We start from the raw sequence: 26,412 nt of genomic DNA, 5'->3' as shown, positions 1-26,412 counted from the left end.
CTTTAGGACTCATATGATCGTCGGCAGGATCCCTGGGCAACGGTGGTTCACGCCATACCTGTTCGCGCTGCCCGCACTGGCGCTGTTCGGCGTCTTCTTCGTCTGGCCCGCGGTCACCGCGGTGCAGCTGTCGTTCCTGAAGTACGACGTGGTCTCCGAGCCGGTCTTCGTGGGCCTGGACAACTTCGTCAGGATGGCCTCGGACCCGCGCTTCTGGACGGCCACCGGAAACTCGCTGCTCTTCCTGGTCGGTCTCTTCCCGCTGCTGGTGGTGCTGCCGCTGCTGCTGGCCATCCTGGTCAACCAGAAGCTGCCGGGCATCAGGACCTTCCGGATGCTCTACTACCTGCCCGTCGTCACCTCGATGGTCGCGGTGGCCATCGCCTGGCAGTACGTCTTCAACCAGCAGGGCGTGCTCAACTGGCTGCTCACCGGCGCCGGCCTGCTGGACCAGCCGATCCAGTACCTGCTCGACCCGTTCTGGGCGCTGCCCGCGGTCATCCTGGTCGAGGGCTGGAAGAGCATGGGCTTCTACATGATGATCTACCTGGCCGGCCTGCAGACCATCGACTCCTCGCTCTACGAGGCGGCCCGGGTGGACGGCGCCTCGGCCTGGGACCGGCTGCGGCACATCACCGTGCCCCTGATGGTCCCCTACATCGCGGTCGCCCTGACGATGGAGATGCTCGACGCGATGCAGGCCTTCACCTCGGTCTACGTGATGACCAGAGGCGGGCCGCAGGACGCCACGCTGACCCTCGGCTACTACATCTGGTCGGCCGGCTTCGAGCACTACGAGATGGGCTACGCCAGCGCCGTGGGCCTCGTGCTCTGGGTCGTGATGATCGGCATGGCCCTGCTCAACCACCGCCTTACCAGGGGGAAGGCATGAGAAGAGCCGGAAACTACATCCTCCTCACGGCGATCGCCCTGGTCTTCGTCGGCCCCTTCCTGCTCCTGCTGTCGGCAGGGCTCAAGCCGTCGTCCCAGGCGGTCTTCTCCTTCCCGCCGGACATCATCCCCAGGCCGCCGGTGCTCGACTGGGTCAAGGAGGCGTGGACCGTCATCCCCTATCCCCGCTACCTGCTGAACTCGGTCATCTACGTCGCCGTCATGGTGCCGCTCTACGTGCTGGTCTCGGCGTTGTGCGCCTACCCGCTGGCCAGGACGTCCTTCCGCGGCCGGAACCTGATCTTCATGGCGATACTGTCGACCATGTTCCTGCCCGGCGAGGTCATGCTGATCCCGCGCTTCCTCGTCGTCTCCCAGCTCGGCCTGGCCGACACCTTCGCCGGCGTGATCCTGCCCGGCCTGCTGTCGGCCTTCGGGATCTTCCTGCTCCGGCAGACCTTCGCCAACGTGCCCCGCGAGATCGTCGATGCCGCCCGCACCGACGGCTGCCACGAGCTGCGCATCTTCTGGCACGTGATGCTGCCCGCCTCGCGGCCCACGCTGGCGATCCTGGCCATCCTCGGCTTCGTCTCCGTCTGGAACAGCTTCATCTGGCCCCTGGTGGTGCTGAAGGACTCGGCCAAGTTCCCGATCGCCCTCGGCATCGCCTACCTGTCCGGGGTCACCGGCACCGACGTCCGTTCCCTGGCGGCCGGCACGATCATCTCGATCGTCCCGGTCGTCGTCGTGTTCATGCTCATGCAACGCCACGTGCTCGAAGGCATGCGTGGCGCAGTGAAGGGTTGATGCACATGTTGACACGCAGGCAGTTCGGCTTAGGTCTGCTCGCGATCGGCGCGCTCGGCTTCAGAACCGCCGGGTACGACTACACCTCGCGCGAGACCTTCGACCTGTTCGACCGCGTCTTCCACGACAGCGGCGCCTCCGGCCAGCCCACCCACACCAACGAGCTGGGCGCCCTGGGCTGGGGGCAGTCCTACGTACTTGCGGCCTTCGTCCGGATGTACGAGGCCTACCGGGACACGCACTACCTCGACCGGCTCATCCACAACGCCGACCTCGTGCTGGCGGGCCGCGACTCCGAGCGTGGGGTGACCGACTACCGCGGCCTGTCCGTACCCGGCTGGCGCAACACCAGCTACACGGCCGGCGGCGTGACCCTGCTCGACGTGTCCGGCCGGCCGGCGCTGGAGGTGCGCAGCGCCCTGACCAACGTGAGTGACGCCCTGGCCACCGTCTCCGCGGGCAGCGCCGAAGGCCGCTTCACACTCGTGGTCGACAACCCGAGGAAGAAGCGGGTCTCCACCTTCACCGATCTCACCATGGACCCGGCCAGCCCGGACTTCGCGGTCCCTCGCATCCTGGCCGCCTACCCGACGCCCAACATGGTGACCGCGAAGGCCCTCTCGACCGGCTCGCCCGCTCCCGGCACCTTCAAGCTGGCCGCCGCCCCCGCGCATTTCTCGGTGCACACCGGGATGATCACCTACCCGCTCGCATCCTTCGTCCGTCTCGTACGGCACAGCCGCCACCTTCCCCGGAAATATCATCAAAAGGCCGCTGAATATCTCCAGGCAGTCCGGGACGCGGCGGCCATCCACGAGCACGAGTGGCGCGACGCCGGCTACTTCGTCTGGACCAAGGGCATGCCCGTGCCGTACGACGGCGTGGAGCAACCCCACAACCAGACCCTCGGCCTGGGCCAGACCTACGCCGAGCTCGCCGAGGCCACCGGCGAGCGGCTCTACCGCCGGCGGACCAGGGCCCTGGCCGCCACCTTCGCCGGGGACCTGCGGCTCAACGACAGGGACGCCTACTTCTGGCCCTACTGGCCCACCTTCGGCGTGATGTACCGCGGCTACACCCAGGCCGACGGGATCTCCGAGTGGACCCCGTCGTTCGGCAGGCCGCCCGTCGGCGCGCAGCAGGCGGAGGACCTCAGCCACGCCGGGATCGACGTGGAGTTCGCCGCCGTCACCCACCGGTGGGGCATGGGCTTCACCGGCCAGGACATGGCCCGCTTCGCCCGCTCCTACACCCGCAACATGGCCACCACCGACGCCGCCGGGCTGGCCACCACCTTCCTCAACGTCGACGGCAGCGGCGGCCTGGCCCCCGCCGGGCAGTATCTCCAGGCGCCCCGCTTCATGCCGGTCGCCGAGTGGGACGGCGAGCTGTTCACCCACGCGCACAAGGTCTACACCGACCACGCGGTCGAGGCGCAGATGGGTTCCACCCTCCTGGGTGTGGCCTACCTGAACTGGCACGCCCGCAAGGCGGACTGATGCTCACCCATCTGGTCACCGCCGTCGCACTCGCGCTCGGCGGGGTGCAGGCCGCCCCCGGCTGGCTCGACGACTACCAGGCGCTGGAGGCGCAGATCGGCGAGCGCCACCTGGCCGACAAGAGCAGCGCCAACCTGGCCTGGGGCGAGAGCTACGTCATGCGCAGCTACCTCGACGTCTACCGCAAGACGGGCGACACCGCCTGGCTCGACAAGCTCACCGCGCACGCCGACACGGTGATCGCGCACGCCGACGACATCGACGGCGACGGCTTCCTCGGCTGGAGCACCGCCCGCTACTCCCCGGTGGAGCTGCTCAACCCCAGTTTCGAGAGCGGCACCGGGAGCCTGCCGGCCGACTGGACCCGCTTCCAGGACTCCGGTACGCACATCTACCGCACCACGGACGTGCCGGCCGGGACCGGCACCCGGTCCGTGCGCGTGGTCTCCGACCTGACCAGGTGGAAGAAGCTCCGGCAGCCGGTCAACAGCGCCTACGAGGGCGGCACCAGGCACGTGCTGCGCGGCTGGGGCAAGCGCACCGGCTCGGTGACCGGCCGCGTCGTGCTCCGAGACGGCTCGACCACGCTCTGCATGCTGGAGTACACCACCAGCACGTGGACCTACAAGGAGACCACCTGCCTGCTGCCCGCCGGGCGCTCGCTGGAGGTCTGGCTGGAGCACAACACCTACACCGTCAGCGGCTCGGCCTACTTCGACGACGTCAAGCTGAGCGGGCTCTTCCCGTACATCGTCCACGACGCCATGATCGGCATCCCCATCGCCGAGTTCATCCGGCTGGTCGCCCAGACACCCGACCTGTCCGCCTACGCCGCCAAGGCCACCTCCTACCGGGCCTTCCTGGAGCAGGAGATCGTGCCGCGCTGGGAGTCGAGCCCGTACATCGGCAACACCTGGCGGCCCATCGGCACCACCGAGGGCACCTACGTCCAGTCCCCGAACCTCGATACCTTCAGCCACACCAGGCCGAGCAGCGAGCAGCCGTACAACATGGTCCTGGGCTTCGCCAACCTGCTGATGGTCCTCCACTCGGTCAACGGCGATCCGGCCTACCTCGACCGCGCCCTGCGCATCGCCCGCTGGGCCCGCAACGACCTGGTCGGCTCCGGCGGCGCCTACATCTGGAACTACGCCACCTACACCACGACGAAGGAGGATCTCTCCCACGCCAACGTGGACCTCTCGGCCTTCCTGGAGTTCTACCGACAGGGCCAGGTCTTCACCACCGCCGACATGATCGCCCTCAAGAACACGCTCAAGAGCAAGATGTGGAACGGCTCCACGACCGCGCCCGCCTTCAGCCTCCGCGTCGACGGCAGCGGCTCGGCCGGGGTCACCGACTACTTCCTGCACTCCTGGCTGGAACTGACCGAGTGGGATCCCCAGGTGGGGGCGCTGGTCGCGACCAAGTACACCGGCTTCGCCCCGGACAACTCCGCCCACCTCATCACGCTGGCGAGACTGGTGAAGTGGGAGTAGCGTCCTCGGTCGACGTTCGACGGTTCCCGGGAAGACGCAGGCGCGTTCGTGGAAGCGGGCGACCAGCGCGGGGACGTTCTCTCTGCGAGGTCTCATTCGGTGATGAAGTCGGCCATCATCGCCATGTCCTCGTGTTCGAGATTGTGGCAGTGGATCATGTAGGTGCCCGGATGGTCGGTGAAGCGGACGGCGATCTCGGCGGCCTGCGAAGGGTGGAGGTCGATGGTGTCCTTCCAGCCGGCGTCGAAGCGTCCGGGCGCCCGGTTGTCGCGCGAGAGGACCTGGAACGGGTCGAGGTGGATGTGCACGGGGTGGTGGAAGTCGCTGATGAGCCGCCAGACCTCGGTGGTGCCGAGGCGCGGCCGGGCGAGCACCTGTCCGGGTTCGTAGGGCCGGCCGTTGATGCTCCAGCCGTGGTCGGGGCGTAGCTGGAAGTGGAACGTCCGGGTGGCCACGGCCCGGCCCGGGTCGAGCGCCGGCCCCTGGGCCAGTCGCTCGGGGAGGGGGCGGCTCTCGCCGGCCGGTCCGGTCACGTCGAAGCACATGACGTCGGCGGTGGATCCGCTGCCGAGCCGGTTCACCAGGCGGATGCGGGTACCGGGCCGATAACGGGAGAAGTCCACGACGACGTCGAACCGTTCCGCGGGGGAGACGTCCAACGCGTCGTGCGCGATCGGGCCAGGCAGCAGGCCACCGTCGCTGCCGATCTGCACCAGGCCCCCGCCGCCCGGCGGTTGCGGATCCAGCTCGAGCCGGTAGCGGCGGGCGTTGGAGGCGTTGAGCAACCGGAACCGGTAGCGGGTCGCCTCGACCGGCATGACCGGCCACGGGGCGCCGTTGACCAGGATGACGTCTCCCAGCACGCCGTTCATGTACGGGGCGGCGACACCGTGGGAGTGCGGGCGGGCATCGGCGCGCGGGTACAGGAACGATCCATCGGCGCCGAAAGACCGATCCACGATCATCAGAGGGATGTCGTGATCATCGGCGGGCAGCCCGAGGGCGTCTTCCTCCTCGTCGTGGACAAGGTGAAATCCGGCCAGGCCCTGCCAGACGGCGTAACCGGTGACGCCGTGCCGGTGATCGTGGTACCAGAGGGTCGCGCCGCGCTGCTCGTGCGGATAGGTGTACTCCCGGCTTCCGCGGGCGAGGCCACCGGCGCCATGACCGGCGTGCGACGCGCCGCCGGCGTCGCCCGTGGGCAGGAGCAGGTCCATCGGGTAGCCGTCACTGTCAGCCGGGGTGTGCCCGCCGTGCAGGTGCACCACGGTCGGCTCGGGCAGCTCGTTGCGGTGGCGCACCACGGCCCGCCGCCCCGACCGTGCCACGATGGTCGGGCCGGGGAAACTCCCGCCATAGGTCCACGCCGGCGTCCGCACACCGGGGATGATGTCGAGCTCGGCGACCCGTTGCGTGATCTCGTAGAAGTCGGTTCCGGCCTCGTGCCGTACCGGATCGAGGACCGGCGGGATGGGCAGCGGGACCTGGTAGGGCCGCGGCAGAGGGAGCCGGCTGGGCAGCAGGAGCCCGGGCAGGCCGGGGCCGAGCAGGTGCGCGCCGCCGATCCAGCCGGTGGCGGCGGCGCCCGCCGCGGCCGCCGTCACGCCCAGGAACCCACGCCGTGTCATGCGGCGGGTCATCGCACCGCCTCCGGTCCGGCCGGGATCCGCCGCCAGGCGACGTAGGCGACCTGCAGCACACCGACCACGAGCAGCACGGCCAGCGGCACGTGAACCGCGAGGATCCGCTGCTCGCCCAGCGGGATCAGCGCCGCGACGACCACGCACTGGGCGACGCTCGCCACCACCGGCTGCCTGGTCGCCAGGCGCATCCGCCGGCACAGCACGGCCGCGATCAGCTGCAGGACCAGGCAAGCGGCCATGATGCCGGCGTTGCGGGCGTGGGCGGCCAGCGCTTCGTACGTGCCCGACAGGAAGCTGCCGGCGAGCGCCGCCTGCGCCAGGACCAGCACCGTGACCGCCGTTACGGCGGCCCGCAGCAGCCAGACCGGCCATCTCGCGGTGGTCCGCGAAGAGGGTGCGGGGAGAGTGGTGGTCATCGCCGCCCTCCCAGGGCGAAGTAGTACAAGAGCATGAGAATCCCCAAAAAGGACGATAAAAAGGTGTGTTCAGCGGATCCCGGTGAGTTTGTCGGGATTGGTAACCGAGTAGATGCCGGCGATCCGGTCGCCGTCGGGCGTGAGATCCACCACGACCACGGCCAGCGGACTGTCGCCGGAGAAAACGAGCGCGCACGGGTCGCCGGCCACACGCCGGTAGCGGATGTCCAGCCCTTCGGCGGGCAGCGTCGCCGCGACCGACATGAACAGCGCGGCCACCTGGTCTCGGCCCTGCACGGGCCGCAGGCTGGTGGCGGGCCCCTTGCCGCCGCCGTCCGTCCACAACGTCACGTCGGGTGCCAGCACCTTGAGCAGGGCCTGCAGGTCTCCGCCGAGGGCGGCCGCGGCGAACCGCTCGGTGACCTGGGCGTGGACGTCCGGTTCGACCCGGTGACGGGGACGGCGCGCGTGAACGTGGCGGCGCGCGCGGGCCGCGAGCTGGCGGACCGCCACCGGCGTGCGGCCGAGGATGTCGGCGATCTCCGGATGGCCGAAGCCGAACACCTCATGCAGCACGAACACCGCCCGTTCCAGCGGTGACAGCGTCTCCAGGACCACCAGCACCGCCATCGACAGCGATGCGATGCGCTCGGTGGCGCCCGCGGCGTTGTCCTCGGCCATGACCAGCGGTTCCGGCAGCCAGGGGCCGACGTACGTCTCCTGCCGGCGGCTCATGTCCGCGCGGCGGGCGAGCGCCTGGTTCACCGCGACCCGCACCAGATAGGCCCGGGCGTTCTCGACCGGCCCGGCCTCCTGTCTACGGTGCCGCGCTGACCAGGCCAGCCACACCTCCTGCAGCGCGTCCTCGGTGTCGGCGACGCTGCCGAGCATGTTGTAGACCACCGAGAACAGCAGTTCGCGATACCCGAGGAACTGCTCGGTGACGGCCTCCTCGAAGGCGGCGCCGGTCTCGTGCGGTGGAGTCGATGCCATGACATACCTCCTGATCTGTCGCGACCGAAGAGATCCGGCACGTCGAGGGTGTGACATGAATGCCTGAGATGTGATCCATGCCACGGCTCCCCGTGGCGATGTCACAGCGGGCCGCCGGCATCCCTCTGTGGTGGCGTCCGAGGATTCACGACCTCCAGAGGAGATGTTCGATGCGTACGCTGATTCGCGACGTCCGCGTGTTCGACGGCGAGCGATCCATCGCGACGGCCGACGTGGTGATCGAGGGCGATCTGATCGCCGTGGTCGACACCGGTGCGGCTCACCCGGCCGACGTCGAGATTGACGGGACGGGCAAGACGCTTCTGCCTGGCCTGATCGACGCGCACACGCACGTGTTCGACGGCAGCCTAGCCGAGGCATTGCGGCACGGGGTCACCACCGAACTCGACATGTTCTGCCTCCCGCCGGTCCTCGCGCGGCAGCGGCGGCTGGCCGCCGAGAACGACGACGTGGCCGATCTCCGCAGCGCGGGCACCCTGGCCACCGCACCCGGCGGGCACCCGACCCAGCTGCTGGCGGCCCTGGCCGGCACCGTCCTGGACGGCCTCGACGTCACGGCGATCGACTTCGTGTCCGAACCCGCCCAGGCTCCGGCGTTCGTCCAGGCCCGGCTGGCCGAGGGAGCCGACTACCTCAAGATCGTCATCGATGACGGCACGGTGCACGGCGCCGACCTTCCGATGATGACGCCGGACATCGCCGTCGCCCTCGCCAACGCCGCGCACGATGCCGGTCTGCGGGTCATCGCCCATGCGATCACCGCGTCCGAGGTGCGGACAGCGCTCGATGCCGGGGTCGACGGACTGGCCCACGTATGGACCGACCTCGCTCCGGACGACCCGGCTTCCCGGCACTTGGCCGAGCGGGTCCGCGCCCATGAAATCTTCGTCGTGACCACGCTCGCCTACTTCGAAGCGATCAGCGCACAGCACGTCGACACCGCCGACTGCGCCCGTCCCGGCAGCTCCGCCAACGCCGCAGGTGCGCTGCGCGCCCTGCGCCAGGCCGGGGTGCCCCTGCTCGCCGGGACCGACGCCACCCCGTTCGCACCCGCCCACGGCGCTGGCATGCACCGCGAGCTGCAGCTGCTCACCGAGGCCGGCCTCGGCGCCGAAGAGGCGCTCGCCGCCGCGACCAGTCTGCCCGCCCGGCACTTCGGGCTGGACGACCGCGGCCGGATCGCCCCCGGACTCCGCGCGGACCTGGTGCTGGTCGAAGGCGATCCCACCCGTGACATCACCGCCACCGGCTCCATCGCCGACGTCTGGCGGCGCGGAGTGCGCCAGGCTCGCTAGAGGGGCCGTACGCGCTTCCGGATCTTCTCCGTCGGGACGTCGATGGCCTGCGGCCGCCGCCTGCTTCCTGACAGGTGGCCGGCCGGCACAGCTCCTCGGATTGCCTGGATATCTGGCTACCTGTTATACAGTTAGCCATGGTGATCCAAACGGTAACCGTGGCGGACGCCGTCGCCGACCAACTGCGCCGTCGGCTGCTGTCCGGGCAGTACCGAGGCGGGGAACAACTGCGCGACACCGACCTGTCGCAGGAGTTCGGCGTGGCGCGGCCAACGGTGCGCGCAGCCGTGCAGATGCTGGTGGCGGACGGGCTGCTCGAGCGCGGGCGTGGGCGCAGCGCGCAGGTCCGGTCGTTCACCGCTGAGGACGCGATCGACCTGTGCCGGCTGCGTCGCCCGATTGAGGCCGCCGCGGTCGAGATGGTCATCTCGCAGGCCCGGCCGCTCACCGGCATGGAATCGGCAGTGCGGGAGTTCTCCGCGTTGGGCGACGACGTCTCGTGGGACGTGGTCGCCGACCATGATGTGGCGTTCCACCGGGCGGTGTTCGTGGCTGCGGGCTCGGCCCGTCTGCTGCGCACCTTCGACGAGTTCAGCGCCGAGCTGCGCCTGCTCATCGCTCAGCTCTGCCCGACCTACGACAGCGTCTCCGACCTGGCGTATGAGCACGAACAGCTGCTCGTGGCGCTGCGCTCCGGCGACGTCGAGCGGGCCAAGGCCGCTTGGCACGAGCACTTCGACGGCTCGGAACGATTCTTCCTCGACCTCATCCGGGAGCGTGCACGGTGAACTTCGGCGACTTCGATGCCCTCAGCTTCGACTGCTACGGAACCCTCATCGACTGGGAGGCCGGCATCGCGGCCGTGCTGCGCAGGTGGGCCGACACGCACGGTCTGCGGATGACCGACGAGCAGTTGCTGGCGGCGTACTCGCCGCACGAGGCACAGGCCGAGGTCGAGCACCCCAGCGACCTCTACCCGCAGATCCTGGCGCGGGCGATGCGTGGCGTGGGCGCGAGGCTCGGCGTGCCGGTCAGCGACGACGAGGCCGAGTCGCTGGCGGTCTCCGTGCCTGACTGGCCGGCGTTCGCCGACTCGGCGGAGGCGCTGGAGCGGCTCGCGCGCCGGTACGAGCTCATCATCCTGTCGAACGTGGACCGGGCCTCCTTCGCCGGCTCGAACGAGCGCCTCGGCGTCGCCTTCACCAGCATCCTCACCGCTGAGGACATCGGCTCCTACAAGCCGTCTCCCCGCAACTTCGAGGCGCTGGTGCGCGAGGCCGAGCGGCTGAGTGGGGCCGAGGGCAAGCTGCTGCACGTGGCGCAGAGCCTGTTTCACGACCACGTGCCGGCCAAGGCCGCGGGCCTGCCGACAGTGTGGATCAACCGCCGTCACGGCAACCCGGGCTGGGGCGCGACGCCGGCGCCGTCGGCCGACGTCACTCCGGACTGGACCTTCACGTCCATGCGCGCGTTCGCGGATGCGGTCGACGCCGAGAACACCTGACCCTCTTCCCCCCTTCGCCCGCCCTGCCGGTGCGATGCTTCGGTCGGTCGGCAGGGCTCAGAGCGCCCACGCTGAGGCCGGGAATCTGAGGCGGGCGCCGACGACTGAAGGTTGGCGGCGATCGTTCATGCCCTGCATGGCGGAGAGCAACCCATGCGGGAACGGGTTGGCCGAGGCGAACCGCCGCAGTGTCCCGAAGTACGCCTCGATCGGGTTGCCTCAGGAGACGTCGGTTGGGGTGAAGCAGCGTCTTCTTTGTCGGCCCGTCGATACCGATCGCCGTGACCGGCCCGCCTACACCTCTTCACGCGGGAGTCGTGTGCCGGACAGGTGCGGCCGCGCCTCGGCCCAGATCGCCGCGGGTTCGCACGCGGCGGCCGTCCAGGTGGTGGATGTCAGCCGTCCCCGCCCGCGGTAGCGTCGCACGACCGCGACGTGTTCGGGCCACGCCACGAACCGTTTCAAGGCCTGCTCGCCCTGCCAGATCGACACCGAGCCGCACCTGCGCTCCAGCGGCTGCGTCCACAGCCACATCCCGACCGCGCCGTCCAACTGTGGCCAGGCTCGGCGCAGCGCGAGCCCGGATCGGTGGATGCCGGGCAGGTCGCGCGCCCTGTCGGCCTGGAACGCGGTGACGGTGACCAGGACGGGGCCGTCGACGCCCGCGGCCGGCCCGGACGCCCACGAACTCCTCAGCATGACGGCGTCCACGCCGGGGAGCGGCCGAGCAGCCCGAGCAGCCGATCGAAATCGGTGGCGTCGGCGCGCACCGGAACCCGGGTGCCGAAGGGAGCGCCAAGCCCGCGGAAGCCCGGGGTGTCCGGCCATTCAGAGGCGATCGCCAGCGCGACGACCGCCGCCTCTTCGTCGAGCGGGTACGGCACGCCGACGGACGCGGCGACGTCCCATCCGTGAACGAGGAAGTCGACGAAGTGCATGCTCATGGCGACGCGGCCGCGGAAGACGCCGAACTCCCGGACTTCGACCTGCCGGTCGTGGACGTCCCGCGCGGCGAACGCGGCGCTGACCGCGGCCGCGGACTCGTGGTAGGCGCGGTGCGGGTCGGCGCCGAGCTCGCCGCTGTCCCACCTGGACCCGTTGGCGGGCAGGCCGGCGGCCGCGGCGGCGAAGCCGAGGTTCTCGCTCACCAGGTGACGCAGCAACTCGCCCAGATTCCATGCGGCACAGGGGGTGGGCCTGGTGAGGTGCTCGGGACCGACCTGAGCGATCAGCCGCCCGGCGGTCTTCAGTGCCCGCTGGTCGAGGTCGCGCAGGTCCGAGGCATGCGCGTCGATGGAGGACATACCCATGATCTCTCCTTTTTCAGCACGAACGTTCGTGCTTACTTGGGGACGCTACCACGTGCGGCATAATTGAACGAACGTTCGTGCCTGAAAGGAGCGGTGATGGCGGGCCGACCTCGAGACGACCGGGCGCGGCACGCGATCCTGCGCCGAGCGGCGGACATCGCCTCCGAAGACGGGCTGGAGGGCCTGTCGATCGGACGGCTGGCCGCAGACCTCGGCGTGAGCAAGAGCGGACTCTTCGGCTACTTCGGCTCCAAGGAGGAGCTCCAGCTCGCCACGATCCGGATCGCGGCGAGTGTCTACCTCGACGAGGTCATCCAGCCCGCACTGGCCGTGCCGCCGGGTCTGGGACGCGTACGGCGGCTGTGCGACAACTGGCTGAGCTACTCCGAGCGGCGGGTCTTCCCCGGCGGGTGCTTCTTCTTCACGGTCACCGCCGAGTTCGACGCCCGGCCGGGGCGCGTACGGGACGCCGTCGCCGCCGCCGGCCTCGACTGGAACCGCCTGGTCACGCGCACCGTCGACGAAGCGCGCCGGCTCGGAGAGCTCACCGAAGACACCGAACCTGACCAGCTCGCCTTCGAGCTGATCGCGTTCCTGGAGACCGCCAACGCCGTCTCTCTGTTGCACGACGATCCCGTCGCCTACCAGCGGGCCAGGACCGCCATCCGGAATCGCCTGCACGCGGCCGCCACCGACTCCGCGACACGGAGCTAGCCGCCCGCCGCCGGGATCGCGGACACCTCGCCGGTCGTGCTCCCGACGTACACCAGGCCGCCCGCCACCACCGGGGTCGTCCTGACCTGGCCGCTGGTCCGGAAGGTCCACCGGGTCGTGCCGGTGGCGGCGTCGAGCGCGTGCACCCGGCCCTCGACGTTCCCGGCGTACACGACGCCGTGCGCCACCGCCGGGCGGGACATGACGCTGTCGCCGGCCGGGAAGCTCCACCGGCGCCCGCCCGAGGCGGCGTCCAGCGCGTACAGCAGGCCGTTGACGTGGTGCAGGTAGACGGTGCCGCGGGCGACGACGAGGCCGCCGTGGATGCCGTCGCCACCGCCGGGTGCGAAGTCCCACGACGTCCGGCCGGTGGCGGCGGCCAGTTTGTGCAGCGCGCCGTCGCCGCCGCCCACGTACACCGCCCCGCCGCTCACCACGGGGCCGGCGGTGATCCGGGCACCCGCGCGGAAGCTCCACCGTGGCTTGCCGGTGGCGCGATCCAGGGCGTGGAGATGGCCGGTCCTGCTCGGGACGTACACCGTCGCGCCGCTCGGCACCGGCGGGAGGAAGCCGGTCCCCCCGTCCGCCCGGAAGCGCCAGCGCCGCCTGCCGGAGGCGGCGTCCAGCGCGTACAGCGTGCCGTCGGCGCTGCCGACATGGACGGTGCCGCCGGCCACCGACGGCGTGGCGAAACGGACGTCCCCGCCGAGCCTGGCGCGCCATCGCGGCCGGCCGGTGGCCGCGTCCAGCGCGACGATCTCGGAGTTGTCGCCGCACGCGTACACCGTGCCCGCCGCCAGGACGACACCGTTCGACCCGGCGACCCGGCGGCTCCACCGCAGCCGGCCCGAGGCGGCGTCCAGGGACACGATCCGTCCGGTGCTGTTGTGGGCGTACACGGCGCCGCCGGACACCGACGTGGAGGAGACGTCGCCGCCGGTCTGGTGGCTCCACCGCGCCGCGCCCGAGGCGGCGTCCAGCGCGTACACGTTGCCGTCGGCGCTGCCGGCGTACACGGTGCGGCCCGCGAGCACGAGGTCGTCGTCGACACTGCCGTCGGCGGGGAAGCTCCAGCGGACGTGGCGGGGACGGTCGCCGGGGACGCCGGCTCCCGGCTCGTAGCGGGCGAGCAGGTTCCGCTGGAGCAGCGGGGTGAGCAGCCGGACGGCCCGCCGCGACGTCGATCTCAGCCGGACGAGGACCGGCCCGGCGACGACGACGGACTCGTCCAGCGGTCCCATCGGCGAAGGGGGCGTGTGCGTCATGGCGTGGGAGGTCTCGTAGGCGGGATCGTAGACGCCGTTCCGCTTGATCCGGGCGACTTCGGTGGCGAACGCCTTCCGCGCGGCGGCAGGGGAGCCGAACACCCAGTCCACCGTGAGCGAGACGACGGCCCTGTCGTCGGTCGGCGGTATCCAGTCGCAGGCCGGGGGCCTCGGTGTCGTCACTCCCGCCAGGGTCCTGCTGCCGGGGTTGGGGCGGTATCCGTCGCCGGCGAGGCTCACGTCGCGGCCGGTCAGGAGGGCGCAGGCGTCCGGCCAGTCGGCCATCGGGACGTCGCCGAACGGGGCCCGCGCGGTGGCCGGCCCGTACGCCGCCTTGTACGCGATGATCCAGCCCACTTTGTCGTAGACGAAGGCGAGGCCCGGGGCCGTGCCGACGAGGAACGCGCGGGAGAGCGGCGTGTCGACGGGCAACCCGCCGAGGCGGCCGGTGACGGTGTCCAGGGAGATGAGGAAGGCCGGCAGGGGCCAGCGGGCGGAGACGTCCAGAAACCCTCTGTCCGAGATCCGGGGAGGACTGCCGAGGAGGAGGGGCTGGCTCCAGCGCTCCGGTTCCGTGCCCCGGGCGGGTGGGCGTTGCTCGACGGCCTCGCGGGCGGTGGACAGCCGCAGGCCCTCCGGGGAGTAGAACACCTGGTCGCCTCCGGCCTCGACGTACACGTACCCGTCCGCGCCGGTCGTGAGGCCGAGCGTGGGCGGGGCGTCCGCCTGGTCCTGAGACGGCAGCGAGAGGGAACGCGGCAGCGACCGCGTCCAGTGCGGCCGCAGGGTGCGCGGGTCCACCGAGGCGAGCTCGACCCGGTCCCCCGGGCAGGAGCTGAGCAGCATGATCGTCCGGGAGGTGGCGCCGCCCTGCAGACGGCATCGCGGCGGACGGGTCGTCCGCGTCGTCTGCCTGCCGGTACGGAGGTCGAACGTGGTGAGGGTGGCGGGGTCGGCCTGCAGGTCCAGGACCGTGACTCCTCCTTCGGTCACCATGACGCTCAGACCGACCACCGGGCCGGCGGAGGAGGCGGCGGTGACCGTACGCCGCCACAGTGGGGCGCCCGTGGCGAGCTCGTAGCCGGATACGACGTAGCCGGCCACGCCGGGCGCCTCTCTCGACACGACGATCGTCCCCGACGCGACCCCCAGGCCGGCGATGGGGGCGGGGCTGCCGGGGTCGGCGGGGATGGTGTGGCGCCTCCTGCCGGTGAGCGGGTCGTGGACCGTGACGGCCCCCCGCGACGTCGACACGGCGAGGGCCTCGCCGGACACGCCGTAGTGGAGGTCCCCGGGGTGGTCAGGGTCTTCGACGTCGGCGGGCATGGACCACAGGGCCTGCCATCCCGTCGGCCCCCAGGGGAGGCGGGGCGCGTCCGCCGCCACGGCCGAGCCGGTCACCAGGGCCACGGCCAGCACGAGCGCGAGCCGGCGCACGGTCAGCATCCCCCGGTCTTCGGGAACATGACGCACACCCTGGCGGTGGGCACCGGGGCCCAGGCGCCTTCCGGCACCTCGGTGTAGACGGAGCGGTAGGTCTTGGACGTGCCGGTCAGGCGGAACGGGGACCCGTCCGGTCCGTTGATCACGACCTGCTCGGTCCGGTCCGCCGCCAGCACGGTGGCCAGGAGGTCGAACTCGTAGTACGCCTGCTTGCCCCTGATCTTCAGGCTCAGCGTCACCCGCTCGTCCCGCTTGAGATCGATCTGCTTCTTCGTGAAGTACGGGACGTCGGGGTCGTCGGAGGTGGTGAAGCGGGGCACCGGCCGGTCGAGGTCGACGCCGAGCTCGACCGTGTCGACCTCTCCTCCGGCGGTTGTGGCCTTGAGGAACGCGCCGTCGGATCGTGCCTCGCGGGCGAGGACGCGCGGTTTGATGTCGACGATGCGCAGGCTGTTGCGATTGCCCACGAGGACGACCGTGGCGTTCATCCAATCGGTCAGGGCGGCGTGGTGGCGGTCCAACAACGCGGCACGTTCCTCTACGGTCGCCCTGCCCAGCAGGATGCCGCGTTCCCTCGGGTCGGTCACCGGCTCCCGCAGGACGAGGTCCCGCTCCTCGTGATGGACGGCCACATGGCCGATCGTGACGGGGGGAGTACCGCTGATCCGGTCGATCGCGTCGGTCCCGCGGGAGGTGAACCAGGCGGTGAACACCACGCCGATGGCCGCGACGAGCACGGCGCTGACGATCCCCGCGACCCAGGTCCGCGTCGCCTTCCACCTGCCGGTCTCGGCCGGCTCGGCCGGGGGCGGCTGCTTCCCGCCGCCTTTTCCGGTCTTGCTCTTACGGCCTTTTCCCATAGGCGAGATATCCCTCGGGCGGATATGCGAACAGGGTGAGAGCAGGCGACGATCATAACGTCGCGCTCGCAAAAGCGCGCGCTTTTCCGGCGAATGCCGCAGCCGTTCTGGGGTGGATATCGCGATATTCGCTATGGGGTCGATTGTTCAGCCTGTAGCGGTTTGCGGTCAGTTTTCGGCCGGGCGGCGCCACCTGAACCAGTGCCGGTGGGTCCGGACGAAGGTCACCACGAAGAGCGCCTGGATGGCGCCCTCGATGAGGATCAGCAGCCCGGAGTCCAGCGCCAGCAGGACCGAGCCGCCGTTGAGGCCGTCGACGATGGCGCCGATCGCGCGGAACAGTGCCACGATCGCGATAGGGGCGGCGAACAGCGCGAACGCCGTGAGCGAGACCGTGGCTCCGAAGACCAGGAAGACGGAGTAGACACGGGTGGCGCGCCGCTCGTGAGGCGCGAGGTCACCGGTCGGATCCTCCACCGGGCAGGGGCGGCGGCGCAGCCGCGCGACGGTCCTCGTCCGGAGGTAGCGGGCGAAGGCGAGCCCGTCGTCGAAGAGGTTGCGGGTGCGCAACAGGTCGCGCAGGACGTAGTACAGGTCCGTGCGCATGTAGACCTGAAGCTGGAACGGGATGGTCATGAGCACCGCCACGACCAGTGCCTGGAAGAGCGCCTTCGTCAGCGACGGCAGAGCCGTGTGGGCGACGAGCAGGGTCAGCGACGCCATGAGGAAGAGGTCCCAGGCCATCCCCGCCAGGTAGACGCGGTACCGCGACCGTCTGGGCACGCCCCACACCGCGGTGACGTCGGTCTGCACGACGAGGTTGTGCAGCCGGGTGCCGAAGCCGATCCGCCCTGGCACGCCCAGCGACCGGGCCGCCATCAGGTGCATCATCTCGTGCGTGCTGAGCGTCAGCGACACCATCACGGTGTTGACCAGCACCGTGAGCCCGACGTACTCGCTCCAGAAGAAGTCCTCGTAGTGCGGCAGCAGGTCGGGCCGGGTCGCCAGCGTGACCAGGGCGGCCGCCACCACCAGCAGCCAGCCGAGTTTCATCGGCCAACCGAAGATCCAGCTCACGTGCCGGGCGGTCAGCCACCGGAAGTGGCTGCGCGGGGCGTCCGCCGCGGGGTCGGGCAACCGCTGCTCGTCCACCGAGTCGACGAAGCCCAGCTCCGTCAGGGCCTCCACGAGCTCGGCCACGTCGATCTCCACGTCCTGCTCGGCCGCCAGCCGCTGCTCCACGGCGCCGACCGGCAGCCCCTCACGCAGGAGCCTGATCGCCTCGCCGTACACGGCGGGCAGCTCGATGAACTCGCCGATCTCCGCCCTGCCCACCACCACGACATCCGGATCGTCGTCGTCGGGGCGGGAGATCAGCCGGTGGAGGCCGATCCGGCTCTCCGCGGCGACCGGCACGGCGTTCACGACGGTCCGGCTCCGCACGACGGGCAGTCCTCGTAGTGCGGGATGTCGATGTAGTAGGAGTGGTCCCACATGCCGTAGTTCCAGTGGAAGACGCGGCCGCGGGCCTGCACGGGCAGGCCGCCGAGGTGGTACATCACCTCCAGGGCGCACAGGTGCCCGCTGATGTTGGCACTGGCCGCGATCACGGCGTTGGGCCGTTCCTCGGTGAGCGAGCGGCCGTGGGCCTTGAACTCCCGCTGGTCCTCCTGACGCCGCAGGCACATCCAGCATCCGGTCCGGTGCGGGATGAGGGATCCGACGACGGCCATCGGGCCGGTGTAGAAGCTGACGAACCACGGCGTACCCGTGCGCAGCGCCGCGTCGTTGGTCCAGAACATGATGTCGGGGTGAGGTTCGTCGGCGCACAGGACGAACACGTCGCACTCGTCCATCAGCCGGGCGATGTCGTCGGCTCCGCCGGCCTTCAGCGTGCTCCCGCTGATCTCGACCAGGCTGTTCATCTGGCGCAGACGCGCGACGGCGGTGTCGATCTTGGGTTGGCCGATGTCCGCCTCGGTGTAGAGGAGCTGGCGGGTGAGGTTGGCTTCCTCGACGGTGTCGAAGTCGGCCAGGTGCAGGGCTCCGATGCCGCTGGAGACCAGCCCCGCCGCCACCGCCGAGCCCGTGCCGCCGATGCCGAGCAGGCAGACCTTGGCGTCCTTGATCCTGGACTGGATCTCGTACGGCGAGCTGCGCGGAACCGGGTCGATCCAGGCGAAGTAGTTCCTGGCCGGCTCGTAGCGCCTGGCCTCGCGTTCGGTGAGATTGGCCGGCAGCGGCGCTCCGGCGTCCTCGACGAAGCCGTTGTCGATCAGCCCCTGGATGACCTCGCGCACATCCTGCTCATCGACGGCGGGATGGGTCTCGGCGAAGGCGGCGCAGACCTCGTCGACCGTACGGGTGCCGTCCATGAGGACGATCAGGCGGGCTATCGAGCCGTCCTCGTCATCCTGGATCTCGGAGGAGATGCCCTGCTGCATGAGGCCGATCATGATGCGGTCGCCGGGCAGGGTCATGGGCTGGTGAACGCGCTTGATGCGGGGGACGCGCACGAGAACCTTCCAGGTCGCAAGACATAGGAGGCCGGTCAGGTTGACCCTGACCGGCCGGTGAGTCTATGGGAGGAGATCAGCCACCCTCACGAAGCCCGGTGGTCTCCACCTTCTCGAGCCGCTTGATCTCGAGCTTGATCTTCTTGGTGGCCTTCTTGTCGTCGGTTCCCTGATCCAGCTTCTCCATGCTGCCTCCCAAAAGGGTCGGGGCCGTTGATCGTGGATCTTACTGACGTACAGACTCGGGCGAAAGCCCATACATGGCGCCATGGTGCGGGCCGTCGCCCCCAGCCGCGGCTCCCCCCGGCGACCAGCCGACACCCAGGTCGGGCTGATCCTGATCGACAGGTCACCACGCCGGTCGCCGAGCTGCGGTCCGCGCCCGGCGAGCGGGGCAAGGCGATGGGAGACCTCCGCGACCACCTGGCCGAACTGTGCGGCTTCTACCAGGACGCCGCCCGGCGGGGGCCGGCCGTCGTCATGTGGTGGGATTGATGGACGAGAGCCGCTCTCTCACCGCGCCGGCGCAGTCGAGTCGTTCGGCGACGTGGATCTCCCATCGTGTGCTGTCCTGGCCTTCGACCGCGATGAGGGGTTCCGAGAGGGCGTGCTGGGATTCGCCCGCCAGGATGAGGCAGTCGTGGACCTGATCCAGGCGGGCGACGGTCTCCACCAGTTCGTGCCAGCTCAGGACGTATCCGTCCGCGGAGGAGGAGATCAGGTCTTCGAACGACCGCATTGCCATGCCCCCGGGCGCGATGCCGGTGCCCCAGAGATCGAGGATGCTCCATGTCCAGGCATTCTCGGGGAGCGACCGGAGAACGTGGATGAGCTCGACGGTTTCGCCGGACGCTGTGCGCATGGGTAGGGCGACGCGGTTCATTTCGTGGGTTTTGCCCGCGTTTGATCCAGGCATCTTCCTCCGATCCGCAGGACGATCCAGAAGCGACGCCGTGACCGGTGCGATCCGTGAACGGTTGAGTACGTTTTGCCAAGTTCTTGCCCCGGCAAGGACGCCTTCGGGAGGAACGTCCCTCATTCTGGCACGGGTGGGGGCAACGCTCACGGATGTCACGATGCGGTCCGCCGAACATCGTACGAGCACGACGATCATCCGGGAGACAGGGAACCAGTCATGCGTCGCACCGTACGAACTGCCTGGCACGCCGCCTGCGCAGTCGCCGCGGCGACGACTTTTGCTGCCTGCGGTCCCTCCGTCGTCCGGGAAGCCGGGGAACCCGAGATCAAGATCGGGTTGATCACCAAGACGGAGACGAACCCGTTCTTCGTGACGATGAGACAGGGTGCGCAGGCCATGGCCACGGCCCTGAGCGCCACCTTGATGACCGCGGCCGGCAGGTACAACGGAGACAACGCCACCCAGGTCACCGCCATCGAGAACATGGTGGCGGCGGGTGTCAAGGGCATCCTGATCACGCCGAACGACGCCGCGGCGATCGTCCCGTCCATCAAGAAGGCCAGGGACGCCGGGGTGCTCGTCATCGCGCTGGACACGCCGACCAGGCCGCAGGACGCCACCGACGCCCTGTTGGCCACGGACAACTTCAAGGCCGGCCAGCTGATCGGCCTGTACGCCAAGGCCATGACGGGCGACGAGCCGGTCAAGATCGCCGTGCTGGACGGGTCGGTGGGCAGCTCCGCCAGCCGGCTCCGGCACGCCGGCTTCCTGGACGGCTTCGGCATCGCCGAGGACGACCCCTCGATCGTGTGCTCGCGTAACACCTACGGCGAGCGGACCATGGGCCGGATCGCGATGCACGCCTGCCTGCGTGAGACTCCTGACCTCAACGTGGTGTACACCGTCAACGAGCCCACCGCTTTCGGCGCCTACGCCGCCCTCAAGGCCAGGGGCCTGGAGAAGGGCGTGCTCCTCGTCTCTGTCGACGGCGGCTGCATCGGGGTCCAGGCTGTGGAGATCGGCCAGATCGCGGCCACGTCGCAGCAGTACCCGCTGAAGATGGCCGAGTTGGGCGTCCAGGCCGTCGTCGAGTACGCCGAGTCGGGCGCGAAGGTGTCCGGCTACACCGACACCGGCGTCAGGCTCATCACCAACAAGCCCGCCCCCGGTATCGAATCCAAGAACACCTTCTTCGGCCGTCAGTACTGCTGGGATTGACTCCTCCCGGGCCAGGCACGACAAGACGTCCCCGACGGCCGTCGTCTCGGCCTGTCCGTGCTTGAACATTTCCCCAGAAAACGGGTATAGCGTCCGCCGTGTGATCTACCGTGTCCGTCCCCCAGACGCGCACCATGAAGGGCGAGGAGCTGTCCGCCGACGACGCGTGGGCGACCCTGCGCCACGCTGGTTTCGCTGACCACGGCGATGGCACAGTTCGAGCGGGGCGCGAACCGGATCTACGGCGTCGAGCGCGACCGGCCGTTCCCTCGCAAGTACGCCAGGGCCGCCCTGCTCGCGCTGGTGTCCACGGTCACGCTGTTCAGGGCCTCGCCGCGGCGCAGCTCGAAGCCTGCCGGGCCGGCTGCGTCCCGCCCGCGCACCCCGACCCGGGGCCCACGGCGGAGGAGGAGCGCGAGCCTCTGGTCGGAGCGGTCGGCTCCGCCGCGATCACGACCGCCCGCCGCGTGGTCACCGTGCTGGGCAGGAAGCGCCCCGGCGGCGCTTGAGCCCGGACGTCGGGGCGCCGCCCCGACGGCTGGAGTCGCTGCCGGACTCGAGGACCGTCCAGGGACCATCGGCCCGGCCTGCTCGAACGGCCCCAGGGCCGGTGCCCGATCAGGTTCCGGGCACGATCCGACGGGCCGCCGGCAGCCGGGACAGGTGCTCGGCGGCTCATCGGCCCGGTCGAGGTGTCCGGGAGCGGAAGCTGTGGCCGAGTTCGGCGCCGAGTCCGAAATAGTGGCGGAAATTGTAGATCAGCGGGCTCCACAGGGCGGGGTCGATGTGCTGGGTGTCCGGCACGACGATGCGCGGGTCGGCGTGGACCTTGAGCACGTGGGCTTCCACGATGAGGAACTCACCGGAGACGTCCGGCTGGACCCGGACGGCACGTGCCTCCATCTGGATCGGGCATTCGGCGACCCGGGGCGGGCGGACCAGGTCGGAAGGCTCAGGTCGCAGGCCGGCGGCCGCGAACTTCGCCGGCTCGAAGCGGAAAGCGCCCTGCTTGTCCGCTGGTACCGGGTCACGCCCGGTCAGCGGCGCGAGACGTTCCACCGCCTGCCATTGCCGCGGCTGCGGCAGGTTGATCACCAGGTCGGGTCGGGCGGCCAGGTTGTGCCCGGTGTGCCCGTCCGGCCCCAGGCCCAGGACGACCACCTGCCCGAGCGCCCACGCAGAGGACATCGGGGCGAGGTTGACCGAGCCGTCCTCGTTCTCGGTCGACAGCAGCACGACCGGTGTCCCGAAGTACAAGATGCTCGGCGTGATGGTCACGTGGTCGGCTGCCATGTCCGTGGACGTGCCGCGATGGGTCGCGATGTTCATGAGCCCGACCGTACGAGCAGGTCACTTCGGCGGGCGCCGAAGGATCGCGGAGGTCAACGGAGCGATGGCCCGGTGCCGTCGTTTTGACCGAGCATGGAGGGCTCCGATAGGTATTGCCGGGTGATCGAGGTGCGTGCGTTCGAGTCATCAGACGCCAGGAAGGTGGTCTCGTGGATCGACGACTTCGAGGCGTTGATCATGTGGTCGGGGAACTCCGGGTTCACCTGGCCCTTCGAGGCCGGCCAGCTTGCGGACTTTCACGCGTCCGACCCCGGCCGTCGGTTGCACGTCGCCACCGATCCTGACGGGACGCCGGTGGGACACTTCATGCTGCGCACCGATCCGTCCGGCCGTTCGGTGCGCCTGGGCATGGTCGTGGTGTCGCCCGCGGCCAGGGGACAGGGGTATGGCGAGGCCATGGTGGAAGCCGCGCTCGGCAGGGCCTTCGCCGACCCCGCCGTCGAGGGTGTCGACCTGGGCGTCTACTCGCGCAACACCGGCGCGATGCGGCTGTACGAGCGGTTCGGATTCCGCCGCGAACGCACCGAGCCGAAGGCCACGCTGGTTGCCGGGGAGTGGTGGCCATCGATCACGATGAGCTTGCGGCGCGACGCCTGGGGCGCCACGGAACGGCTTCGCCGGGGCCGGCCCGAAGCCTGATCACCGGGCACGGTGGGGTCGAACCGGCCCCCGACCCCTGCTCCCGGCCGGCTTCAGGTGATACGCCCGCGGACAGGAGCGGGCTCCGGACAGCGTGTGTCGGCTCCGTGGTGAAGGGGTGTTCAGAAGCTGGTCGAGAGGGCGACGAGCCGCCATTGGTCCAGCTCGCGGCGGACGAGATCGAGCTTGGCCTCCACACGTTCGACCGCGTCCGCACCGAGTTGCAGGCGCAGCGGAGGCTCGCCGGCCTCGGCGACGTCCACGATCGCGGTGGCGCCCTTCGCCGGATCGCCTGGTTGACGGCCGTCGTTGGCGGCCAGGGCCGCGCGGGTCGGGCCGGCACCGGCGTCATAGTCCGAGATGGATGCGGGCTGGACGTGAAGGCTCGCGCCATTGAGGAAGTCTGTGCGGAAGCCGCCCGGCTCGACGATGATGACCCGCACACCGAGCGGTGCCAGTTCGCCATGCAGCGCTTCGGAAATGCCCTCAAGGGCGAACTTCGTCGCGCCGTACAGGCCCGTGCCCGGGGCCGTCGCGAAACCGCCCACCGAACCGATGTTCAGGACGCACCCGGATCGCTGGGCACGCAGCGTGGGCAGCGTCGCGCGCAACGTGTTCAGCACGCCGAAGACGTTGACGTCGAACAGGTCGCGTGCCGCCTTGTCGGACACCTCCTCGACCGCGCCCACCAGTCCGTACCCGGCATTGTTGACCACGACGTCGATCCGGCCGAACTCAGCCAGCCCCGCATCGACCGCGGCCTGCAACTGCTCCTGAGAAGTGACATCCGCGGTCACGGCCAGCAGTCCGGCAGGCTTCTTCGGGTAGGCCTCGAGCACCGCCTCCGCATCCCGAGCCGTGGCAACGACACTGTGCCCCCGGAGACAGCGCTTCGCGCACGATTTCCGCCCCGAGGCCCCGCGACGCCCCGGTGACGAACCAAACACTCATGATCTTTCCCCATCCGTTCGATCAGCTCCATCTCGACGCTACAAGTTGGAGTCAGCTCTAGATCAAGCGGTGACGGCGGCCAGGGCCGGTGGTGCCGGCTGGGGCCGTGGTTCCGGTCCGCGTCCGACGAGCCGGCCTGCTCGAACACGGTCTTGTGGGGTGGGCTGGTGGGTCGTGGGAAGGACCGCCTCAGCTCACGGCCTTCTTGATGAGCGCGCCGATCCGTGCCTCGTCGGCGGCGGTCAACTCCGTCAGGGCGAAGGCGGTCGGCCACATGGTGCCTTCATCGAGGTTCGCCAGGTCGTTGAAGCCGAGCGTGGCGTACCTCGACTTGAACTTCTGTGCGCTCTGGAAGAAGCAGACAACCTTGCCGTTCCTGGCATAGGCGGGCATCCCGTACCAGAGCTTGGGGGAGAGGGCCGGCGCGTTGGCTTTGACGATGTCATGGAGCCGCTCGGCGAGGACGCGGTCCGCCCCCTCCATCTCGGCGATCTTCGCGAGCACCTCGCTCTCCGCGTCCGCCTTGGCCCCGCGCCGCGCGGACGCCTTCAGCTCCTTGGCGCGCTCCTTCATCGCGCTTCGTTCCTCATCCGTGAATCCGTCGAACTTCTCGGCGGCTGCGCCGGTGTTCTCGGCAGACGGCTGCGTGTCCTTCATGGCAGGTTTCCTCTCGTGCAAGGCTTGGCCGGGACAATCTCATGTCAGGCATCGATCGTGCTCGGCCGGCGAGGCAACGGGCTCGGCACATCCCGCAGGTCTGTGGGACACGGGATTCCGCTCGCCGGCCGGGGCGGGTGTGTCGCCGCGCGAGGTCAGCCGAGCCAGCGGCCGTCGCGCATGAGGTCGCGTCCTCGCAACTCGTTCGCCTCCCGCCAGGCCTGGATGCGCCGCGGCCGGATCAGGAAGTACTGGTAGGGCTCGTCGAGCTCGCGCGGGTCGAAACCGGTCTTGGCCGCGAACGCGTCGCCCGTCTCGGGGGCGAGGTCGGCGAGGTCGACCGGCTCGGCGATGCCGTCGACGACGACGACGTCGCGCGTCGGCCCGAGGCCGAGTCGCACCCGGCCGTCGGCCAGCAGGTTGCGGCCGGTGACCGAGGTATGCGGCGTCGAGATGAGGAACGCGGTGCCGTCCCAGAGGTACGAGAGCGGGATGAGGTGGACGCCCGGGGAGCCCGGCGTCGCGACCCAGAGATCGACGTCGCTCTCCAGTCTCGCGCGAGTGTCCCGCAGCCTCTCCTCGAGCTCACGCGGCGGCGCGCCTGTCATGCTTCCTCCAGTCACATCGTGAAGAGCCCTTCATCCGAAGGTGGGCTCGGTAGGTCATCGGCCGGGCTGACAGCAGCGGCCGGTCAGGGCGTGGCTGTGGCTGTCAGCGATGCGGCCTTTCACGCGAACCCGTCCGGGTCGGTGAATGATCCGGCGTCGCTGCCGAGCATGAGCCGGTGCGAGATCCGATGGACGTCATATCCGTCACGCTAGTTGCGGCTCGCGGGCCGGCGCTTCTCGATTCCTGACCGGTCTGGTCACCTGTTTCGCCACGCAGGACGGCATCCCCGCCGCGGCGTCCGCCGCCTGACGCTGGAAGGCGCTGGGCGGCATGCCGACCAGCTCGGTGAAGCGGGTGCTGAAGGTGCCCAGCGACGAGCAGCCGACCGTGAAGCAGACCTCGGTGACGCTCAGGTCGCCACGACGCAGCAGTGCCATGGCGCGCTCGATGCGCCGTGTCATCAGGTAGGAGTAGGGCGACTCGCCGTAGGCGAGCCGGAACTGGCGGCTGAGGTGCCCGGCCGACATGTTCACGCCGCGGGCGAGCGCCTCGACGTTCAGCGGCTGCGCGTACTCGCGGTCGATCCGGTCGCGGACGCGGCGCAGCCGCGCGAGGTCGTTCAGGCGGTGCGCCTCGGCAAGCGCGCGCCCCCATGCGGGGTGACACATGAAAGAGCTCCTTTCATCGCGGCGAGCAGGCCGGGAAACCGCTCGACGTGGGCGAGGCGAGGCCGGTGGCCGGCCCGCCCGGGACGTGGACGCCGCGGGACCTGGAAGCGCCGGCCGCCGCATTCCCGGCCGCGGCCGGCATGGCCGGATCTGATTGCCGAACGGCTCAGCGAAGCTCCTGGATGCGGACCAGGTTGCCCGCGGGATCGCGGAAGGCGCAGTCGCGAACGCCGTACGGCTGCTCCGTCGGCTCCTGGACGACCTCGGCGTCGCCGGCCTGCAGCTTCTCGAAGGTGTCGTCGAGGTCCGGGGTGGCCAGCAGGATCCAGCCGTAGGTGCCCTTGGCCATCATCTCCATGATGGTGCGGCGCTCGTCCTCGGTGATGCCGGGGTCGGCGGCCGGCGGCGCCAGGAGGATGGACGTGCCGGGCTGGCCGACAGGGCCGACCGTGATCCAGCGCGACTGGCCGTGACCGACGTCGCTGCGTACCTCGAAGCCGAGGGTGTCGCGGTAGAAGGTCAGGGCGGCGTCCGGGTCGTCATGCGGGAGGAAGCTCGTATGAATGGTGATGTCCATGGCCGTCACGTTATCCGCGGCTCGGTGACCGGTGCTTCTCGAATCCTGATCGGTTCGGCCACCTGTTCACCCAGGATGTCCACGACCGCCTCCCAGGTGATCGCGGGCCCGGACAGCGCGCCTCCTCCTCGGTCGCCGGATCAGCTCG

The 26,412-nt window shown here is 70.0% G+C and carries 26 protein-coding genes; 10 read left to right on the top strand and 16 right to left on the bottom strand.

Annotated features, from left to right (window positions below; all coding sequences use genetic code 11):
• Positions 1-13: 13 nt before the first annotated feature.
• Genes FHU36_RS01225 through FHU36_RS01210 form a run of 4 tightly spaced genes read left to right on the top strand, consistent with a single transcriptional unit; the run spans position 14 to position 4,696 of the window.
• Positions 14-892 carry a carbohydrate ABC transporter permease gene (locus tag FHU36_RS01225; RefSeq protein WP_185081968.1) on the top strand — a complete coding sequence of 293 codons (879 nt, stop codon included), beginning with the start codon at positions 14-16 and terminating at the stop codon, positions 890-892.
• Positions 889-1,698, top strand: a complete 810-nt coding sequence (locus FHU36_RS01220; protein WP_185081967.1) for a carbohydrate ABC transporter permease — start codon at positions 889-891, stop codon at positions 1,696-1,698. The genes FHU36_RS01225 and FHU36_RS01220 overlap by 4 nt, the downstream gene beginning before the upstream one ends.
• 5 nt (positions 1,699-1,703) lie before the next feature.
• A complete protein-coding gene (locus tag FHU36_RS01215) occupies positions 1,704-3,197 on the top strand; it encodes a hypothetical protein (protein WP_185081966.1) in 1,494 nt (497 codons plus the stop codon).
• Positions 3,197-4,696, top strand: a complete 1,500-nt coding sequence (locus FHU36_RS01210) for a hypothetical protein (RefSeq protein ID WP_185081965.1) — start codon at positions 3,197-3,199, stop codon at positions 4,694-4,696. Before FHU36_RS01215 ends, FHU36_RS01210 begins: the two co-directional genes overlap by 1 nt.
• Before the next feature lie 92 nt (positions 4,697-4,788).
• Here the strand turns inward: FHU36_RS01210 and FHU36_RS01205 are convergent, their stop codons facing one another.
• From FHU36_RS01205 to sigJ, 3 genes are all read right to left on the bottom strand, one after another.
• A complete protein-coding gene (locus FHU36_RS01205; protein WP_221495726.1) occupies positions 4,789-6,324 on the bottom strand; it encodes a multicopper oxidase family protein in 1,536 nt (511 codons plus the stop codon).
• A gap of 8 nt (positions 6,325-6,332) precedes the next feature.
• Positions 6,333-6,755: a hypothetical protein gene (locus FHU36_RS01200; RefSeq protein ID WP_185081963.1), complete on the bottom strand. Its 423-nt coding sequence runs from the start codon at positions 6,753-6,755 to the stop codon at positions 6,333-6,335.
• A gap of 69 nt (positions 6,756-6,824) precedes the next feature.
• A complete protein-coding gene (gene sigJ, locus FHU36_RS01195; protein WP_185081962.1) occupies positions 6,825-7,748 on the bottom strand; it encodes an RNA polymerase sigma factor SigJ in 924 nt (307 codons plus the stop codon).
• A 170-nt stretch (positions 7,749-7,918) separates the two neighbouring features.
• Between sigJ and FHU36_RS01190 the strand changes: the two genes are divergently transcribed.
• The 3 genes from FHU36_RS01190 (at position 7,919) to FHU36_RS01180 (ending at position 10,568) form a co-directional block, all read left to right on the top strand.
• On the top strand, positions 7,919-9,064 hold the full coding sequence (locus tag FHU36_RS01190) for an amidohydrolase family protein (protein ID WP_185081961.1): 1,146 nt from the start codon (positions 7,919-7,921) through the stop codon (positions 9,062-9,064).
• Between the two features lie 137 nt (positions 9,065-9,201).
• Positions 9,202-9,852: a GntR family transcriptional regulator gene (locus FHU36_RS01185; RefSeq protein WP_185081960.1), complete on the top strand. Its 651-nt coding sequence runs from the start codon at positions 9,202-9,204 to the stop codon at positions 9,850-9,852.
• Complete coding sequence (locus FHU36_RS01180) at positions 9,849-10,568, top strand: haloacid dehalogenase type II (RefSeq protein ID WP_185081959.1); 720 nt, start codon at positions 9,849-9,851, stop codon at positions 10,566-10,568. The genes FHU36_RS01185 and FHU36_RS01180 overlap by 4 nt, the downstream gene beginning before the upstream one ends.
• A gap of 294 nt (positions 10,569-10,862) precedes the next feature.
• Here FHU36_RS01180 and FHU36_RS01175 read toward each other — a convergent pair whose 3' ends face one another.
• Positions 10,863-11,267, bottom strand: coding sequence for a hypothetical protein (locus tag FHU36_RS01175; RefSeq protein ID WP_185081958.1), 405 nt, complete (start codon positions 11,265-11,267; stop codon positions 10,863-10,865).
• Complete coding sequence (locus tag FHU36_RS01170; RefSeq protein ID WP_221495725.1) at positions 11,261-11,878, bottom strand: TIGR03086 family metal-binding protein; 618 nt, start codon at positions 11,876-11,878, stop codon at positions 11,261-11,263. Before FHU36_RS01170 ends, FHU36_RS01175 begins: the two co-directional genes overlap by 7 nt.
• 96 nt (positions 11,879-11,974) lie before the next feature.
• Between FHU36_RS01170 and FHU36_RS01165 the strand changes: the two genes are divergently transcribed.
• Positions 11,975-12,592, top strand: a complete 618-nt coding sequence (locus tag FHU36_RS01165; RefSeq protein ID WP_185081957.1) for a TetR/AcrR family transcriptional regulator — start codon at positions 11,975-11,977, stop codon at positions 12,590-12,592.
• On the opposite strand, the gene FHU36_RS01160 is transcribed toward FHU36_RS01165, so the two are convergent.
• From FHU36_RS01160 to FHU36_RS01140, 5 genes are all read right to left on the bottom strand, one after another.
• Positions 12,589-15,303 carry an outer membrane protein assembly factor BamB family protein gene (locus FHU36_RS01160; RefSeq protein WP_185081956.1) on the bottom strand — a complete coding sequence of 905 codons (2,715 nt, stop codon included), beginning with the start codon at positions 15,301-15,303 and terminating at the stop codon, positions 12,589-12,591. The two genes, FHU36_RS01165 and FHU36_RS01160, sit on opposite strands and share 4 nt — an antisense overlap.
• Positions 15,297-16,160: a hypothetical protein gene (locus FHU36_RS01155; protein ID WP_185081955.1), complete on the bottom strand. Its 864-nt coding sequence runs from the start codon at positions 16,158-16,160 to the stop codon at positions 15,297-15,299. The genes FHU36_RS01160 and FHU36_RS01155 overlap by 7 nt, the downstream gene beginning before the upstream one ends.
• Before the next feature lie 168 nt (positions 16,161-16,328).
• The gene (locus FHU36_RS01150; RefSeq protein ID WP_185081954.1) at positions 16,329-17,603 is read right to left on the bottom strand and encodes a hypothetical protein; all 1,275 of its coding nucleotides are present in this window, start codon (positions 17,601-17,603) and stop codon (positions 16,329-16,331) included.
• A complete protein-coding gene (locus tag FHU36_RS01145; protein ID WP_185081953.1) occupies positions 17,582-18,676 on the bottom strand; it encodes a ThiF family adenylyltransferase in 1,095 nt (364 codons plus the stop codon). The genes FHU36_RS01150 and FHU36_RS01145 overlap by 22 nt, the downstream gene beginning before the upstream one ends.
• A gap of 478 nt (positions 18,677-19,154) precedes the next feature.
• On the bottom strand, positions 19,155-19,790 hold the full coding sequence (locus FHU36_RS01140) for a hypothetical protein (protein WP_185081952.1): 636 nt from the start codon (positions 19,788-19,790) through the stop codon (positions 19,155-19,157).
• 141 nt (positions 19,791-19,931) lie between these two features.
• On the opposite strand from FHU36_RS01140, the gene FHU36_RS01135 reads away from it, so the two are divergent.
• Positions 19,932-20,813: a substrate-binding domain-containing protein gene (locus tag FHU36_RS01135; protein ID WP_246501905.1), complete on the top strand. Its 882-nt coding sequence runs from the start codon at positions 19,932-19,934 to the stop codon at positions 20,811-20,813.
• Between the two features lie 675 nt (positions 20,814-21,488).
• On the opposite strand, the gene FHU36_RS01130 is transcribed toward FHU36_RS01135, so the two are convergent.
• Entirely contained in the window at positions 21,489-22,142 is a 654-nt protein-coding gene (locus tag FHU36_RS01130; RefSeq protein ID WP_185081950.1) for a flavin reductase family protein, read from the bottom strand.
• A 120-nt stretch (positions 22,143-22,262) separates the two neighbouring features.
• Here FHU36_RS01130 and FHU36_RS01125 point away from each other — a divergent pair, with 120 nt between their 5' ends.
• Complete coding sequence (locus FHU36_RS01125; RefSeq protein ID WP_185081949.1) at positions 22,263-22,802, top strand: GNAT family N-acetyltransferase; 540 nt, start codon at positions 22,263-22,265, stop codon at positions 22,800-22,802.
• Between the two features lie 122 nt (positions 22,803-22,924).
• Here FHU36_RS01125 and FHU36_RS01120 read toward each other — a convergent pair whose 3' ends face one another.
• From FHU36_RS01120 to FHU36_RS01100, 5 genes are all read right to left on the bottom strand, one after another.
• Positions 22,925-23,749, bottom strand: coding sequence for an SDR family NAD(P)-dependent oxidoreductase (locus FHU36_RS01120; RefSeq protein ID WP_221495724.1), 825 nt, complete (start codon positions 23,747-23,749; stop codon positions 22,925-22,927).
• A gap of 193 nt (positions 23,750-23,942) precedes the next feature.
• The gene (locus FHU36_RS01115; protein WP_185081948.1) at positions 23,943-24,410 is read right to left on the bottom strand and encodes an iron chaperone; all 468 of its coding nucleotides are present in this window, start codon (positions 24,408-24,410) and stop codon (positions 23,943-23,945) included.
• A 155-nt stretch (positions 24,411-24,565) separates the two neighbouring features.
• On the bottom strand, positions 24,566-25,018 hold the full coding sequence (locus tag FHU36_RS01110; protein WP_185081947.1) for a pyridoxamine 5'-phosphate oxidase family protein: 453 nt from the start codon (positions 25,016-25,018) through the stop codon (positions 24,566-24,568).
• Between the two features lie 204 nt (positions 25,019-25,222).
• Positions 25,223-25,687 (bottom strand): helix-turn-helix transcriptional regulator, encoded by a 465-nt coding sequence (locus tag FHU36_RS01105; RefSeq protein WP_185081946.1) that lies wholly within the window; start codon positions 25,685-25,687, stop codon positions 25,223-25,225.
• 166 nt (positions 25,688-25,853) lie between these two features.
• A complete protein-coding gene (locus FHU36_RS01100; protein ID WP_185081945.1) occupies positions 25,854-26,264 on the bottom strand; it encodes a VOC family protein in 411 nt (136 codons plus the stop codon).
• Between the last annotated feature and the right edge of the window lie 148 nt (positions 26,265-26,412).

It is taken from the genome of Nonomuraea muscovyensis, assembly GCF_014207745.1.
Lineage (GTDB): Bacteria > Actinomycetota > Actinomycetes > Streptosporangiales > Streptosporangiaceae > Nonomuraea > Nonomuraea muscovyensis.
The sequence above is the reverse complement of the archived record's forward strand: the minus strand, read 5'-3'. Positions and strand labels throughout refer to the sequence as shown.

What these genes read in the sequence shown, in the direction of transcription:
- FHU36_RS01225 (WP_185081968.1), top strand. Translation starts at nt 14, where the DNA reads ATGATCGTCGGCAGGATCCCTGGGCAACGGTGGTTCACGCCATACCTG.
- FHU36_RS01220 (WP_185081967.1), top strand. Translation starts at nt 889, where the DNA reads ATGAGAAGAGCCGGAAACTACATCCTCCTCACGGCGATCGCCCTGGTC.
- FHU36_RS01215 (WP_185081966.1), top strand. Translation starts at nt 1,704, where the DNA reads ATGTTGACACGCAGGCAGTTCGGCTTAGGTCTGCTCGCGATCGGCGCG.
- FHU36_RS01210 (WP_185081965.1), top strand. Translation starts at nt 3,197, where the DNA reads ATGCTCACCCATCTGGTCACCGCCGTCGCACTCGCGCTCGGCGGGGTG.
- FHU36_RS01205 (WP_221495726.1), bottom strand. Translation starts at nt 6,324, where the DNA reads ATGACACGGCGTGGGTTCCTGGGCGTGACGGCGGCCGCGGCGGGCGCC.
- FHU36_RS01200 (WP_185081963.1), bottom strand. Translation starts at nt 6,755, where the DNA reads ATGACCACCACTCTCCCCGCACCCTCTTCGCGGACCACCGCGAGATGG.
- sigJ (WP_185081962.1), bottom strand. Translation starts at nt 7,748, where the DNA reads ATGGCATCGACTCCACCGCACGAGACCGGCGCCGCCTTCGAGGAGGCC.
- FHU36_RS01190 (WP_185081961.1), top strand. Translation starts at nt 7,919, where the DNA reads ATGCGTACGCTGATTCGCGACGTCCGCGTGTTCGACGGCGAGCGATCC.
- FHU36_RS01185 (WP_185081960.1), top strand. Translation starts at nt 9,202, where the DNA reads ATGGTGATCCAAACGGTAACCGTGGCGGACGCCGTCGCCGACCAACTG.
- FHU36_RS01175 (WP_185081958.1), bottom strand. Translation starts at nt 11,267, where the DNA reads ATGCTGAGGAGTTCGTGGGCGTCCGGGCCGGCCGCGGGCGTCGACGGC.
- FHU36_RS01170 (WP_221495725.1), bottom strand. Translation starts at nt 11,878, where the DNA reads ATGGGTATGTCCTCCATCGACGCGCATGCCTCGGACCTGCGCGACCTC.
- FHU36_RS01165 (WP_185081957.1), top strand. Translation starts at nt 11,975, where the DNA reads ATGGCGGGCCGACCTCGAGACGACCGGGCGCGGCACGCGATCCTGCGC.
- FHU36_RS01160 (WP_185081956.1), bottom strand. Translation starts at nt 15,303, where the DNA reads ATGCTGACCGTGCGCCGGCTCGCGCTCGTGCTGGCCGTGGCCCTGGTG.
- FHU36_RS01155 (WP_185081955.1), bottom strand. Translation starts at nt 16,160, where the DNA reads ATGGGAAAAGGCCGTAAGAGCAAGACCGGAAAAGGCGGCGGGAAGCAG.
- FHU36_RS01140 (WP_185081952.1), bottom strand. Translation starts at nt 19,790, where the DNA reads ATGATCGTCGTGCTCGTACGATGTTCGGCGGACCGCATCGTGACATCC.
- FHU36_RS01130 (WP_185081950.1), bottom strand. Translation starts at nt 22,142, where the DNA reads ATGAACATCGCGACCCATCGCGGCACGTCCACGGACATGGCAGCCGAC.
- FHU36_RS01115 (WP_185081948.1), bottom strand. Translation starts at nt 24,410, where the DNA reads ATGAAGGACACGCAGCCGTCTGCCGAGAACACCGGCGCAGCCGCCGAG.
- FHU36_RS01110 (WP_185081947.1), bottom strand. Translation starts at nt 25,018, where the DNA reads ATGACAGGCGCGCCGCCGCGTGAGCTCGAGGAGAGGCTGCGGGACACT.
- FHU36_RS01105 (WP_185081946.1), bottom strand. Translation starts at nt 25,687, where the DNA reads ATGTGTCACCCCGCATGGGGGCGCGCGCTTGCCGAGGCGCACCGCCTG.
- FHU36_RS01100 (WP_185081945.1), bottom strand. Translation starts at nt 26,264, where the DNA reads ATGGACATCACCATTCATACGAGCTTCCTCCCGCATGACGACCCGGAC.